The 13086-nt window shown below is 48.0% G+C and carries 11 protein-coding genes; 2 read left to right on the forward strand and 9 right to left on the reverse strand.

Annotation, left to right across the window (positions count from 1 at the left end):
• Window positions 1-34: 34 nt before the first annotated feature.
• Window positions 35-1129: a tyrosine recombinase XerS gene (xerS, locus tag ACN6MW_RS30995; RefSeq protein ID WP_419876500.1), complete on the forward strand. Its 1095-nt coding sequence runs from the start codon at window positions 35-37 to the stop codon at window positions 1127-1129.
• A gap of 47 nt (window positions 1130-1176) precedes the next feature.
• On the opposite strand, the gene ACN6MW_RS31000 is transcribed toward xerS, so the two are convergent.
• The 3 genes from ACN6MW_RS31000 to ACN6MW_RS31010 all read right to left on the reverse strand — a co-directional run bounded on the left by ACN6MW_RS31000 (window position 1177) and on the right by ACN6MW_RS31010 (window position 5603).
• Window positions 1177-2985 carry an ABC transporter ATP-binding protein gene (locus ACN6MW_RS31000; RefSeq protein ID WP_419873561.1) on the reverse strand — a complete coding sequence of 603 codons (1809 nt, stop codon included), beginning with the start codon at window positions 2983-2985 and terminating at the stop codon, window positions 1177-1179.
• A gap of 15 nt (window positions 2986-3000) precedes the next feature.
• The gene (locus ACN6MW_RS31005) at window positions 3001-4746 is read right to left on the reverse strand and encodes an ABC transporter ATP-binding protein (RefSeq protein WP_419873562.1); all 1746 of its coding nucleotides are present in this window, start codon (window positions 4744-4746) and stop codon (window positions 3001-3003) included.
• 314 nt (window positions 4747-5060) lie between these two features.
• Complete coding sequence (locus ACN6MW_RS31010) at window positions 5061-5603, reverse strand: ADP-heptose synthase (RefSeq protein ID WP_364148445.1); 543 nt, start codon at window positions 5601-5603, stop codon at window positions 5061-5063.
• Between the two features lie 216 nt (window positions 5604-5819).
• On the opposite strand from ACN6MW_RS31010, the gene ACN6MW_RS31015 reads away from it, so the two are divergent.
• On the forward strand, window positions 5820-6794 hold the full coding sequence (locus tag ACN6MW_RS31015; RefSeq protein ID WP_419873563.1) for a YpdA family putative bacillithiol disulfide reductase: 975 nt from the start codon (window positions 5820-5822) through the stop codon (window positions 6792-6794).
• Window positions 6795-6837: 43 nt separating this feature from the next.
• Here the strand turns inward: ACN6MW_RS31015 and ACN6MW_RS31020 are convergent, their stop codons facing one another.
• From ACN6MW_RS31020 to ACN6MW_RS31045, 6 genes are read right to left on the reverse strand one after another with little or no spacing between them, the layout of a single operon-like run.
• On the reverse strand, window positions 6838-8190 hold the full coding sequence (locus ACN6MW_RS31020) for a DUF4129 domain-containing protein (protein ID WP_419873564.1): 1353 nt from the start codon (window positions 8188-8190) through the stop codon (window positions 6838-6840).
• The gene (locus ACN6MW_RS31025; RefSeq protein WP_419873565.1) at window positions 8187-9329 is read right to left on the reverse strand and encodes a DUF58 domain-containing protein; all 1143 of its coding nucleotides are present in this window, start codon (window positions 9327-9329) and stop codon (window positions 8187-8189) included. The genes ACN6MW_RS31020 and ACN6MW_RS31025 overlap by 4 nt, the downstream gene beginning before the upstream one ends.
• A gap of 11 nt (window positions 9330-9340) precedes the next feature.
• The gene (locus ACN6MW_RS31030; protein ID WP_419873566.1) at window positions 9341-10300 is read right to left on the reverse strand and encodes an AAA family ATPase; all 960 of its coding nucleotides are present in this window, start codon (window positions 10298-10300) and stop codon (window positions 9341-9343) included.
• A 15-nt stretch (window positions 10301-10315) separates the two neighbouring features.
• Complete coding sequence (locus tag ACN6MW_RS31035) at window positions 10316-11239, reverse strand: polysaccharide deacetylase family protein (protein WP_419873567.1); 924 nt, start codon at window positions 11237-11239, stop codon at window positions 10316-10318.
• A complete protein-coding gene (locus tag ACN6MW_RS31040; protein WP_419873568.1) occupies window positions 11236-12219 on the reverse strand; it encodes a phosphotransferase in 984 nt (327 codons plus the stop codon). The genes ACN6MW_RS31035 and ACN6MW_RS31040 overlap by 4 nt, the downstream gene beginning before the upstream one ends.
• Window positions 12216-12905 (reverse strand): MOSC domain-containing protein, encoded by a 690-nt coding sequence (locus ACN6MW_RS31045; RefSeq protein WP_419873569.1) that lies wholly within the window; start codon window positions 12903-12905, stop codon window positions 12216-12218. The genes ACN6MW_RS31040 and ACN6MW_RS31045 overlap by 4 nt, the downstream gene beginning before the upstream one ends.
• Window positions 12906-13086 lie beyond the last annotated feature (181 nt).

Consider the following 13086-nt stretch of genomic DNA (forward strand, 5'->3'; position numbering starts at 1 on the left):
TATTCACCACATGAAACAAAGGGGCTGAGCTGCCATCAATATTTTAAAACAGAAGGACCGCGAAGAATTGGATAAAAAGCTTCCCTCCATGCCCTGGTACATTGAGAAATTCATTAATTATAAGCTGCCGGACTTATCTCCCTCTTCATTAGTGGAATATATGAGAGATTACGAAACATTCCTTAACTGGCTCATGGCTGAAGGTCTGTCCGAGGCTGCGAACCTAAGAGAGGTGTCGCTGCTGGAGTTGGAGAAGCTGCATATGGACAGCATTGACGGGTTCCGGATGTATTTATCGACATATAAAGAGGAACGAAACAGCAAAACAACCATATCCCGCAAGCTCTCCTCTCTTCGTTCTTTGTTTCATTACTTAAGCCAAATTGCCGAGGATGAAGAGTTCTATCCGCTGCTCAAACGAAATGTGATGGCCAAAGTAACGATTAAGCGGACGCATAAACCAAAGGATACGGCGGCCAAGCTGGAAGGCAAGCTGCTGCAGGAGGAAGAAATTTCGGAATTCATGTCGTATATCAAGCAGCATTACGGCACCGATGTCGCCTCAAACAAGCAAGCGCTCTACTCTTATGAATTGAATTGGATACGCGACGCTTGCATCATAAGCTTCATCTTGCATTCCGGCCTGCGCGTGTCGGAGCTCGTGAATTTGAACGTCGATGATATCGAATTAAAGAAAAAGCTGTGTTACGTTTATCGCAAAGGCAAAAACGATGATACCTTTAAAACGCCAGTCTACTTCCGCCAAGAGGCAGTCGAGGATTTACAAGCCTATCTGACCCTGCGGGATGTGCGCTACAAAGCACCAAAGCGCGAGAAGGCCTTGTTCTTAGCTATAGCGAATGGGAAAAACGAAGGCTCACGCATGACAAAACGCGCGATCCAAGAAATGGTCATCAAATATGCGAAGCGCTTTGGCAAGCCCTATTTATCGGTTCATAAGCTAAGGCACAGCTTCGCCACCGATTATTATTTGCGAAATGATATCTATAAAACGCAAGAGCAGCTGGGGCATGCCTCACCGGAAACAACGCAAATCTACGCTCATTTAACGGACAAAACTATGGCACAAGCGATCGATCGAACCAAAAAAGAGGAGGAATCAAGCTAGCGCTGCATCTGCGCCTGCTTGATTCCTCCTCTGCTTCTCTTAGACATTTATGAGCTTGTTTGCAAAATTACTGACTCCTGCATGGAAAGCTGCGTCAGCACGAGATTCGCATAAATCCCGCCTTTTTTCATTAATTCCGAATGCGATCCCTGCTCAGCGATTGTTCCCTTTTCGATCACCAGAATGAGGTCTGCGTCTTTTATCGTTGATAAACGGTGAGCGATAATAAATGCGGTCCTGCCGGCGAGCAGCGTCTGCAGCGCTTCTTGGATATGCTGCTCCGTTTCCGTATCTACGCTTGACGTTGCCTCGTCTAAGATAAGTATTCTTGGGTCGGAAAGCAGTACGCGCCCGAATGCGAGCAGCTGCCGCTGTCCGACGGACAGCTTCGATCCGCGCTCCTCCAGCTCTGTTTGATAGCCGTCCGCCAGCTTGCTAACGACCCGATCCAGCCTGACGCTCTCCCCTGCTTTGCGCAGCTCTTCCTCACTTGCCGTCTCGTTACCGTAACGCATATTTTCTTCCACCGTGCCTGCAAAAATAAATGAATCCTGCAGCACGATTCCCATTTGCTTGCGAAGCGATTCCAGCGTTGCTTGCTTGACATCCATACCGTCAATCCGAACGGTACCTTCGCTTGCATCATAAAATCGCATTAATAAATTGACGATGGTGCTTTTCCCCGCTCCCGTAGGTCCTACGAGCGCCACTCGCTGACCCGGCTTGACGTGAAAAGAAACCTTTTTTAGCACATCGGGTTTATTTTCCTCATAGCGGAACGAAACGTTCTCAAACGATACCTCGCCGCGAACCTGCGGCAGCTCGCGCGCCTGGCTGCTGTTTTTCACTTCCGGATCCGTATCCAGCACTTCAAAGATGCGTTCGGCAGAAGCCATGGCTGACAGCAGCTGGCTGTACACCTTGGATAATGCGCTGAGCGGACCCCAGAACCGCCAAAGATAGTTAATAAACGCCATGATAAACCCAAGCGTAATCGCACCCTCCATAACACGCACAGCGCCATACCATACGACGATACACGTGCCCAGCATTCCGATCATTTCAACCAAAGGGTATACCGTTGATTCTAACGTAATTGCCCGCATAAACGCCTGTTTATTACGAAGATTAATGCCGTTAAATTTTTCGTTATTCGTCCTTCTCCGGGAAAAAGCTTGAATAACCCGAATGCCTTGTATCGTTTCGTTCAAATTGCCGTTAATTGCCGACATCGTTGACCGCGAACGCGACCATGAGCCTTCGATTTTTGGACGCAGCTTAGAAACGATGAGGTACAGCAGCGGCATCATGATAAACGATAACAGCGCGAGCTGCCAATCCATCCAAACCAGAATGATAACAATGCCCAGCAAATGCGTTACTTCCATGACCATCGTAATTAATCCGCCGTTGATCAGCTCGCCGATCGCATTCGTATCATTCGTAATCCGGGACATGATTTTACCTGCCGGACGTCCGTCAAAAAAACGGAAGGATAAGGTTTGCAAATGATTAAATAATTGCTGCCGCAGATCAAACAAGATACGCTGGCCGGTAAAATTGATCCACTTTGTATGCATCCAGCTGAACAGCCAGCTGAGCAGCTTAATGCCTAGGAGTACCGCGCCAAGCACATGGATAACGGTAAAATCCTTCTCGACTATCCCTTTGTCGATGATATAGGCGAGAATGATGGGCTCCGACAAGCTAAGCAGCATATTGAATAGGACGACAATGACAACCCATGTCATCAATTTACGGTACGGTATAAGATATCGAAGCATCCTTCGCATATATTTGCCGTTAAAAGGTTTCTCTTCCTGGTCTTCATCCAAATCCCACTCCACTTGGCTCATGCTCTCACCTCTTTTCTATTGATGAGCGATTTGCTTCTGCCTATCGAACAACTGACGGAAGAATCCGCTGCCTTCGTTTAATTCCTTATGGGTGCCCTCTTCGGTCAAACGTCCATTCTCCAGGACGATAATGCGGTCCGCATGCTGGATGGAAGAAAGCCTTTGTGCGATGATAAACGTCGTTCGTCCCTGCATGACCTCAAGCAAAGCCTCGTGAATGGCTGATTCTGTCGCGGTGTCGACGCTAGCGGTTGCTTCATCCAGGACGAGGATCGGAGGATCCATCAAGATAGCTCTCGCTAACGCAACGCGCTGTCTTTGACCGCCGGATAAGCCTACGCCGCGTTCGCCTATTCGTGTGTCGTAGCCGTCTGGCATGCTCTCGATGAAGTCATGGATCTGCGATTTTCGGGCAGCGTCTTCGATCTGCTCTTGCGTAGCTTCCGGATATCCGTAGGCGATATTTTCACGTATGGAAGCCGAAAATAGGAATGTCTCTTGTGGAACGATACCGATGCTTCTGCGCAAACCATCCAGTTCATACTCCTTCACGTCGATCCCGTCAATTTGAACGCTTCCATCTGTCGCTTCATAAAATCTCGAAAGCAAACCGATCAAACTGCTTTTACCCGAGCCTGTTGCGCCCAGCACGCCGATGACTTCTCCCTGCTTCACTCGGAAAGAAACCTGGTCTAAGATTGGTTTTTCCTTTGATTTATCCTGATCGGAGAAATGGAACGTCACTTGGTCGAAAACGACATTGCCTTTCATATTCCCGCTATCTATTCCATCAGCCGGATTCTCGATATCGACAGGCGTATCCAGTACTTCGAAAACGCGGGGAGCTGCTTTAATTGCCTGCTGAAAAATATTAATTTGCCAGCCAAGCATGTTCAGCGGCCAAATAATTCCCCAAGTGTACCATTGAAAGGCCATGAATGTGCCGATCGACATCTCGTCTCGGACCACGAAGATCGCGCCGATCCAAATCATCATCACGAAAGTGACGCCTCCGTAGAAGCCCATTAACGGAAACGCCTTGGCCTCCAGCTTCGCGCGATCCATATTCGTTTCAAAGTTTTGCTCGTTTCTTATCGCGAATTTTCTCTGCTCGACGGATTCGGTCGCAAACGATTTAACGACGCGGATACCGGAAATGTTTTCTTGGAGCGTTGTGGTTAAACGTCCCATTTGCTCGCGAATATTGGACCATGCGGGGCCCACGCGATGATTAAAACGGAAAAGCACGAACAAAATAAAAGGGATTGTAATCAAGCTGATTACCGTGACCTTCCACTGCATGGTCATCATGAAAATGGTCGTGCCAAGAAAGGTGAGCATACCGGTAAATAAATTCATCGCCCCGAACCCGACGAAGTTTTTTACCGCTTCAATGTCACCGGTCATTCTCGACATTAATTGCCCTGTCTGAGCCCGGTCGAAATAAGAAAAGGACAAACGCTGCAAATGCTCGTATAGCTCCTTCCGAAGCTTGAACACGACATTTTGGCCGACGAGCTCTTGCGAATAACCTTGCACGAACATCCCGATGCTTTTCAGCGCCTGTATGCCCGCTAACGCAAGCGTCAGCCCAATGACTACAGACATATTTCGCTTACTGATTCCCTCGTCAAATATTTGGCCTAAAATCCAAGGCGCAACCAGGTCAAATATCGTTGCCAAAATCATAATCGTAATTGCAATAAATACCCATTTCGCATTAGGTCTTACATAAATCATAAGCCGTAAAAGCGTTTTCATCGGACAACCCCTTCCCAATTATGGAAACAAAAAAAGATCTCAAGCCAAAGTTGGCTTGAGATCTCCGTATGACAGCGAACAACGAAAGCTACGAAAGCTCAGTTGGCACCATTGAACGAAGGCAGGCCGGTCGGCATGTTTGATCGGTAATATGGAATAATAAGCTAATCTGCGCGTCAGCAACTTTCATTCCAAACCCATTGTTAAACATCCTAAAGCCCCCCTTTTTATTTTCCATTTGATAATATCTTCCTAACCCACCCAAATCTTAACATCCTGTTCCGGCTTTGCGCAAGAGGTCTTTGGAAAAAAAATTAAAATCTGTCCGTCTCATGGGACTGCTCAAAATCGCTCGAAGAAATTCCTTCCTCTACGGCAAATTCAAAATCTTCGATGTCATAAATTTGTACGGGAACCTCTGCTTCTATCAGCTTATCCTGAAATTCAAACTGGTCAGAAAGCAAAGGCACGCTTAGCTTCAAGCTCGTAAGCAGCAGTTCAGTTTCGATAGGATCAAACAATTCACCGTAATGTGCGTTATCTACTGCATGCACCACCGTAAATTGAATCGTTTCATTTAGCAGCAAAGGCGAGCTTTCCCGCCAAGGAACCTGCATCGCCTTTTCAATTTTTTTGCGATTGAGCGAGTCCTCGAAAAATGCAATCAGCTCATTTATTTTGTTTTTTACATGCCCATCATCGTCTGGATCATCCATAACGGGATCGGCACCGTCTCTCATATCGTACAGCTCTGCGATGGAAGAATATGGCACGACATAATCAATCGGACGACTTGGTACAAGAAGATGCCCATACGTTGCTACCAGTACTGCTTCTATTACAAAACGCCGCCGCATGTGATCTCCTCCAATTCTTTTATGAAATAAAGCTAGCTTCCAATCTATTAGCTATCTTATTATGAACGTTTCCACATCATTATACAATATTCCAATGCCTGTACAAGAGAGCCAATCATCCAAATTTGCACAAGATGTGCGCTCCGCAGTAAAATGAACGTTAAGCGTTCTAATAGAAGCCATGATCGCTTCGCTATCTGTTTAGGAGGGTATTACATGCAAAATGAAGAGGCCATCATTATCGGAGCCGGTCCGTGCGGGTTAGCGGCAGCCATTGAGCTCGAGCGGATCGGACTTCGTCCCCTAGTCATAGAAAAACGGAATATTGTCCATTCTATTTCGCAATATCCGACGTATATGCATTTTTTTAGCTCGCCTGAGCTGCTCGAAATCGGCGATATCCCGTTTACGACGGCCAATGAAAAGCCTTCCCGGTTAGAGGCGTTGAATTATTACCGGACAGCGGCTCAGCGTCACCAAATTCGCGTAAAAGCTTATGAGTCGATCACAAGCATAACGCCTGATTCGGATTATTTTATTTTACAAGGAGAGAACCGCTTCGGCGAGAAGCATCGCTACAGAAGCCGATACGTCATTATTGCAACCGGTTATTTTGATCACCCTAACGAGCTCGGCATTCCCGGTGAACAGCTGGATAAAGTCAGTCATTTCTTTCGCGAATCCCATCCCTATGTCGGCATGAAGGTCGCCATTATCGGCGGCAGCAATTCGGCGATCGATGCCGCACTCGAGCTTGAACGGGTTGGCGCGGACGTTACCGTTGTTTACCGGGGCGAGGATTATTCCAAAAGCATAAAGCCATGGGTTAAACCCGGGTTTCAAAGCAAAGTAGCTAAAGGATTGATCCGTATGTTGTTCCAATCGACCGTTATCGGTATAGAAAACAATGCGATTACCGTCGAAGGACCAGAAGGTTCGATTCAAATTGAAAATGATTTTGTGCTGGCCTTGACCGGCTTTCACCCCGACCGCCACTTCCTTAATGCCAGCGGAATTACGATCGAGGAGGAAGGATTTCCTACCTTCAATGAGAATACGATGGAGACCAACGTGCCTGGTATTTATTTAGCGGGTGTCGTTGCATCGAGACATGAAGCAAATGAAATATTCATAGAATCCGGCCGTTACCATGGGCGCAAAATAGCGGAGCATATTCAAGGTCTAGCGTAAGCTATTTCATATCATGACTAGAATAAAAAGAGGGAATCAGCCTTTACCGGGCTTGATTCCCTTTTTTATCGAACTGCTCCTTAAAGGCATCCACCTGCTGCTCGTCAGGCAGCTTGTCACCGTATCGGACCTTTTCGTAGACGTCAATAAAGCTTTGCAAACTGCTTGGCTTTAATGTTCCGTCCTTCCAAGACGCCATCTCATCCGCTGTTTCTCGTGGTGTCAAATAGTCTTTAGCGACATAGCCCTGCTCGGCTCCGTTTCGCAGCAATCGTGAGTACAAATACCTTATTTTTTCAGCGCCCGTCCGCAGCTCATTCCATTCTTGCGCAAACGTACGTTTCTTAGGGAATAGCTTCTTAAGCTGACTTCCCATCTGCTCACGCCAGTTAGTTAACGACATTAAGCTTTCAGTTTCATCCGTGTATCCTGTTTCGGCATGTCGGTGATCGGCCCCCCGCTCCCGCAGCTTTGCTGCGATAAGCCTCCCCCATTGATACAGCTTCTTAACCAGAAAATACAGGAGAATGCATATTGCAGCGATAGCGAGTATGATGCCAATGATTTTGAAAATTTGCTCGATCAGCAGCATCCACTCGGAAGGAGCTTTCGCTTCGCCGGCAGGCAGCTGGGGTTCTGCCGCATTTGGCAACTCCTCGGCAGGAGGCTGTACTTCCTTGGGCTTGTCAAACCAGCTTATCAACCGTTCCAAAATAGAATGAAAGAAGCGCTCAATCGTTTGCTGAATTTGCCGAAACAATGCGATAACGCAAATGATCGCTACAATGATGGCCATCATCATCCGATTTTGGCGTTTAAAAGCAAGCGTTGCGGTTGTTTTTCCCGAATCAATGGTCTCGCTGTTCAAATGCCGTTCATTTGCTAAGAAGAAAAATAAAATGACAGCGGTAATCCCGCAAAGGATTAATACTCCGTTATAATCGATTAGCTTTTTAAAAACCATCAGTTTTAGAGGCTGCATCGCTACATAAAGCAATACACAAAACAGCATCTGGGTATTGGGAAAAGAAATGGTCCAACCCCGCGACCGTGCAGACATCCCTTTTAATGCAAAAAGAGCAGCGATTAAGGCACAAATTGCAGTTGCCCATATCGCCTCTGCTCCTAAACCAGCGGCACTTATGAGCAAGCTGTGCACTATTCCGAGAACAGCGGCCAGCAGCAATCGCGTGCCTAATCGCATACCCGCCCGATTTGCTATAATGAGCGAGCCTCCCGAATAACATAACGGCAAGGTGGCAATCCATATCCAGATGGCTGACAAGGGCAGCAGGTATACGGCAGCAATCAGTACAACAGGCAAATAAAATAATAATTCAATGATGCCCTGCCCTAAGCTTTTTAACGAAGCGGTTTGCTTCATCGGACTGTTCACGCACTCACCTCTTCCTTGCTTGCGCTTGCTGAAGCTTGTCCGCCATTGGCTTGATTTACTAGAGCCTTTTCGGTCAGAGTCCACACCGCTACTGCATTGCCGTTATATCTCAGCTGATTGGCCTGCTGCTCCAATTCATCATTCCAATAGGATGTAATCATAAGAATATCTCTTTCGCTGAATCCGCTGCGCGCTTCCCGTTCCAGCAAATGATGGAAAAGCTCCGTTCGTTCGATCTCGAGCTTTGCCATCTCCTCAAATAGGCCGAGTAAATGCTCGTGACCGCCGCGCGGCTCAATAAGTACGCTCTCCTTCATGCCTCGAATGGGCATATTCGTGCCGAAGCCAACCTCCATGCCCTGCCGGATAACCGCCTCTGCCGCTCCCGCTGCCCACTCGATCCCCCGTTCAATAAGCGCGAGATCCGTTACGCTGCGCCACATGCCTTCCGCATCGTCCACATTCAAATAAATCATCAGCCTGCGGTCTGCCGTAAAATCATATTGATGGACTTGAAAACTTCCCGTCTTTGCCGTTGCCTTCCAGTTGATCTGCTTGAACGTGTCGCCTGCTTGATAATCACGTACGCCGGCTATGACAAAGGGATCGTTAATTACCCACCGTCTAACCGATTGGTCGCCTTGCCAGCTATGGTAAGGCAGCTCTTGGATAGGCACCTCTGCCGGCTTTGGGTACACGAGAAGCTCGCCCTGCAGAGCAATTTGCTCTGACGCATTAGACAACCCGAGCAAATCGCCGCCTGTTAAAGTCACCGTTTGAAGCGTATACCATCCGCGTTTTGCGCAGGTAATGCGGTGGGTACGCCTAATCTTCGTGTATGGCGCAAGACTGAAAAAGCTTTTATGATTCTGATAGAGCTGTCCGCTGCTCACCGAAAAGTTGTCCTGTTTCTGGAAGTGCAGGTGCGTAGACAGCTGAGACTCTACTCGAAGCCACGGGACCGGCAGCCACTTCGCGTTGGCCATTTCCTCCAATAACTCCACCTGTTCCCCGCTGTAGCATGCTTTTGAGGTGAAACGGCGTTCATATTTGATGTGCCGCAGCACAAACCGCTGGAACACTCGGCTTTGTACGGACAAGATTGCGACAGCGGCTACGATAAACCAGAATAAGACCATCGCTCAGCCGCCTAACGAACCGATACGCCGGCTTCAGCAGGCACGGCCGTTAGACGAATAATATCATCGATGATCGAATCCGCTTGGTTAGCCGTACGCTGCATGCCGCGAATCGCTAAACGATGCGCTAACACGGGCTTCGCCATCGCTTTAATATCGTCAGGCGTAACGAAGTCACGCCCGCGAAGAATGGCATGGACTTGGGAAGCACGCAATAGCGCCTGGCTGCCTCGGGGACTTACACCGACGGATACCTCTTCGCGCTTACGCGTTTGTTCTACGATTTGCAATAGATATTGCAGAACATCATCCGTTACCTTAACGGCTGCATAGGCTTGCTGTGCCTGCAGGATTACTTCGATGCCCGCCACAGGCTCAAGCTCAGACAAAGGATCATTTGCCATAAAGCGCTTTAAGAGCTGCAAGCCCTCTTCGCTCGAGGGATAACCCATTTTAATTTTAAATAAGAACCGGTCAAGCTGCGCTTCTGGCAAAGGAAAGGTCCCTTGATGCTCCACAGGATTTTGAGTGGCAATAACCATAAAGGGGCGCGCCAGCAGCTTCGTTTCTCCGTCGATGCTGATCTGGCGCTCCTCCATGCATTCGAGCAAGCTGGATTGCGTGCGCGGAGTTGCACGGTTGATCTCGTCGGCAAGCAATAAATTTGTGAATAAAGGACCCGCGCGGAATTCAAATTCGCTTAGCTTTTGATTATAGAAATGAATGCCGCTCAAATCCGATGGCAGTAAATCCGGCGTGAACTGAATTCGTCTAAAAGTGAGATCAAGCGATTTAGAAAGTGATTTTGCGAGCAATGTCTTTCCCGTTCCTGGAACATCCTCCAGCAGGACATGGCCGGATGTTATAAGTCCAATGAGCAGTAAATCGACAACTTCCTCTTTTCCGACGATAACGCGGCCTATATTCATTTTCACTTGTTCGGCTAATTGCTTGATTGCTTGAAAAGACATAAGTCAGCTCCTTTTTTAAGTTTTAAAGCCGGTACGGTCACGTTGAAGCTTCTGTAGCTCGCGCCAGCGAATCATGCGTATGCCTTCATCCTGTAGGGTCTTCTGAATATCCGGATCACGGAACAGCTCCAGCTCCATCCCCCGTTTGAGCGGCTGTCCGTGAAAAGCTTGAAGCTCATCCGTTACGAGGGAAGGATGGGTGATAAGCTCGGTCACGCCGGGATGCAGGCTTTTTAACAGCATCCGCATGTCTGCTTTTAAGGAATGAAAGTCTTCTCCATCCTGTAATTGAAAGGGCAGTCCAACCAAGTAATCCAAGATGACCACTCCCTTTGAATCCGCAAGCTGTGCCAGCTGCTTCGCCTGTTCGGCAAGTTCCGGCGGCGCGATTTGCCCATTTTCCTCTAGCAAAAATCGAGGCAGCCGGAACGGCAGTCCGTAGGAAGCGCATACATCCAAAACAATAGGAAGGAAATGGCGGCCTGTCGCTAACCCATACATGCTTCCCATATGATTATCGGCATGAGAAGGCTTCATCCCCATCGCCAATGCCATTTCGATTTGCGCGATAAGCTCTTCCTTCACTTGATCCGGATCGGCTAGCTGCTCTACGGTTTTGCTTTCCTTCGGGAAATAGTTCTCGCTTGTCACCAGAGAATCGGTTTTTCCTTTGCGGTTGACCGGTCCCCAGCGGTAAAGATCCCATTCACTCGTAAACGTAAAATGTACGCCTACGTCGATTTGCGGATGCCTTGCGCTCCAAAGCGCCGCCTCCCGCGCCCAGCCGCAAGGCATCATTAAAGTTGCCGAGCTGACCGTTTGGTCAAGCAGGAGCTGCTGAATGCCTGAATTAACAGAATGGCATAACCCAAAATCGTCAGCATTGATAAGAAGCAGCTTTTCCCCTTCGCCGTATCCCAGCGCTTTTGCTAAACTCATACCATCTCATCCTCCCAATGTTCGTTAATCCATTTGCAGCCAAATAATGATTGATCGATAATTCCACAAAGCACATCCTCATGATCAAGCTGATCTCTTAAGCGTCCTGCAAAATGCAAGGCAACGTCGAGCAGCCTTAGCTTCATTAACAAGGGTAAAATCTTAAGCTCCCGACCGGTTAGCGGATTCGTATCCTGGTAGCCGTTAAGCAAAAGACTGACTTTCTCATGCAGCGCGACGTCATTGGGCTTAATTAAATCAACAACAATGACCGCAAGCTCCATCGCTCTTACATCCATTGTCGCGAATTCAAAATCAAGCACGCCGATGATCCTATCAGCCTGCGATACCGTATTGTTGAAAACCAGATCCCCATGAATCCATTGCATAGGCCATTGCTCGAATTCCGCGCATGCCTCAGCTAACTGCTCACGTTCCGCTTGAAGTGCTTCGAAGCTGGCTTTCCGGGCAGTAAGCTCCGCGGATCGCTCTGCCATTGCCAAGAAGATCTTTCCATCCATAAGCGAATAGGTCTCTTCCAGCCGATAGTACGGACTGTATTGCGCCTTGCTTACTGGCCGGATGGCAGCTAATGCTCGAGACAGCTTCGCTGCCGTCACGCCTAATGCATACACATGCGCAAGGTTAACCGAGGATGGACGCTCGCCGTCTATATAATGAAACAATGCAGACAGCGTCCCGTCAGGCGCGATGCTTATCGTTTCTCCGCGCTTATTCCTTACGGGAACGGGTACACGAAACGGAAGCTCCTCCTGTAGAAGCTCAGATAGGATTTCTTGTTCAAGCCTAACAATATCGATGTCCTTGTGGTTATTGTAGATTCGCAGCACATACCTTTTGTCGCCCGAGGAAATGATCCGAGTCGTATTGTTCATTCCGCTTTCCAGATTTTCGATTAAGCAAGGAGCGGGAAATTCATATTCGTTTAAGTAAGATTTGAAATCTATGATGTCAATCAACTTGCTGATCCCCCTTGAATCTCAATCGACAGCTTTGTTAGACGGCCGCCAAGTTGTTCCTGCCAGCTCGCAGCCAGCTCTTTCACCTCCAGCAACGCGCGGATGCCGTCAAGATCTTGTTTATCTTGGTACATAACGCGGTTAGCTTCGGATATGGTCTTGCGGGCAGTATGCCTTTGCGTGATCGTAAATTCAGTTCCCGCTTCGATGCTTCCTTCTTTAATGACCCGGAAATAAAAACCCGTATAACCCGTCTTTTGCACATGAACAGGCAATTCAGGCAGGTTATGCCGTAAACCAAGCTTAAAGCAAGGCTGTCTTGGCTGGCTTACCTGCAGGATGACTTCGCCCGCTTGGATGATGTCTCCGATACATAAATCATCCTCTGTCCAATGGGACAAAGTGAAGTTTTCTCCAAACGCCCCATAATCTACGGAACGAGTTAGCTGCTCTCGCCAATAGGGGTATCTCTGTTCAAAGTAAACGCAAACGGCCTTATCCGGCCCGCCATGATTAACGGTGTCTCCTTGGCCGTCGCCTTGAAGCCCCGTTAAGGTTAAATGATGGGAATTCGATGAAGGCCTTTTGAAAATGCCGGTAAAAATCTCCTTCGAGCCGTGAGCGATCGCTGCAGGCTTGCCAATATTAAGTGAAATAAGTCTGGCTTTCCCCGTAGTTTGCGTCATTTCCCTCTTTCCTCCTGAGCGATTTTTCTTATCTGACTATTATAATCTTCCCAGGGAGATGTTGGCAAAGAGATATAACTGCATTAAATATTAATGAACTTAATTATATTCGGAAAACGCTTTCGACATCTTCTCCATTTCCCGACCTGCTCGCTGTCGAAAACCTCTCTATTATGTAGCA

The sequence above is a fragment of the Pristimantibacillus sp. PTI5 genome, assembly GCF_048572955.1.
Classification (GTDB): Bacteria; Bacillota; Bacilli; order Paenibacillales; family Paenibacillaceae; genus Pristimantibacillus.

Excerpts from the sequence above, each read along its gene's own strand:
- ACN6MW_RS31000 (WP_419873561.1), bottom strand. The coding sequence starts at position 2,985 with ATGAGCCAAGTGGAGTGGGATTTGGATGAAGACCAGGAAGAGAAACCT.
- ACN6MW_RS31030 (WP_419873566.1), bottom strand. The coding sequence starts at position 10,300 with ATGTCTTTTCAAGCAATCAAGCAATTAGCCGAACAAGTGAAAATGAAT.
- ACN6MW_RS31035 (WP_419873567.1), bottom strand. The coding sequence starts at position 11,239 with ATGAGTTTAGCAAAAGCGCTGGGATACGGCGAAGGGGAAAAGCTGCTT.
- ACN6MW_RS31045 (WP_419873569.1), bottom strand. The coding sequence starts at position 12,905 with ATGACGCAAACTACGGGGAAAGCCAGACTTATTTCACTTAATATTGGC.
- ACN6MW_RS31015 (WP_419873563.1), top strand. The coding sequence starts at position 5,820 with ATGCAAAATGAAGAGGCCATCATTATCGGAGCCGGTCCGTGCGGGTTA.
- ACN6MW_RS31025 (WP_419873565.1), bottom strand. The coding sequence starts at position 9,329 with ATGGTCTTATTCTGGTTTATCGTAGCCGCTGTCGCAATCTTGTCCGTA.
- ACN6MW_RS31005 (WP_419873562.1), bottom strand. The coding sequence starts at position 4,746 with ATGAAAACGCTTTTACGGCTTATGATTTATGTAAGACCTAATGCGAAA.
- ACN6MW_RS31010 (WP_364148445.1), bottom strand. The coding sequence starts at position 5,603 with ATGCGGCGGCGTTTTGTAATAGAAGCAGTACTGGTAGCAACGTATGGG.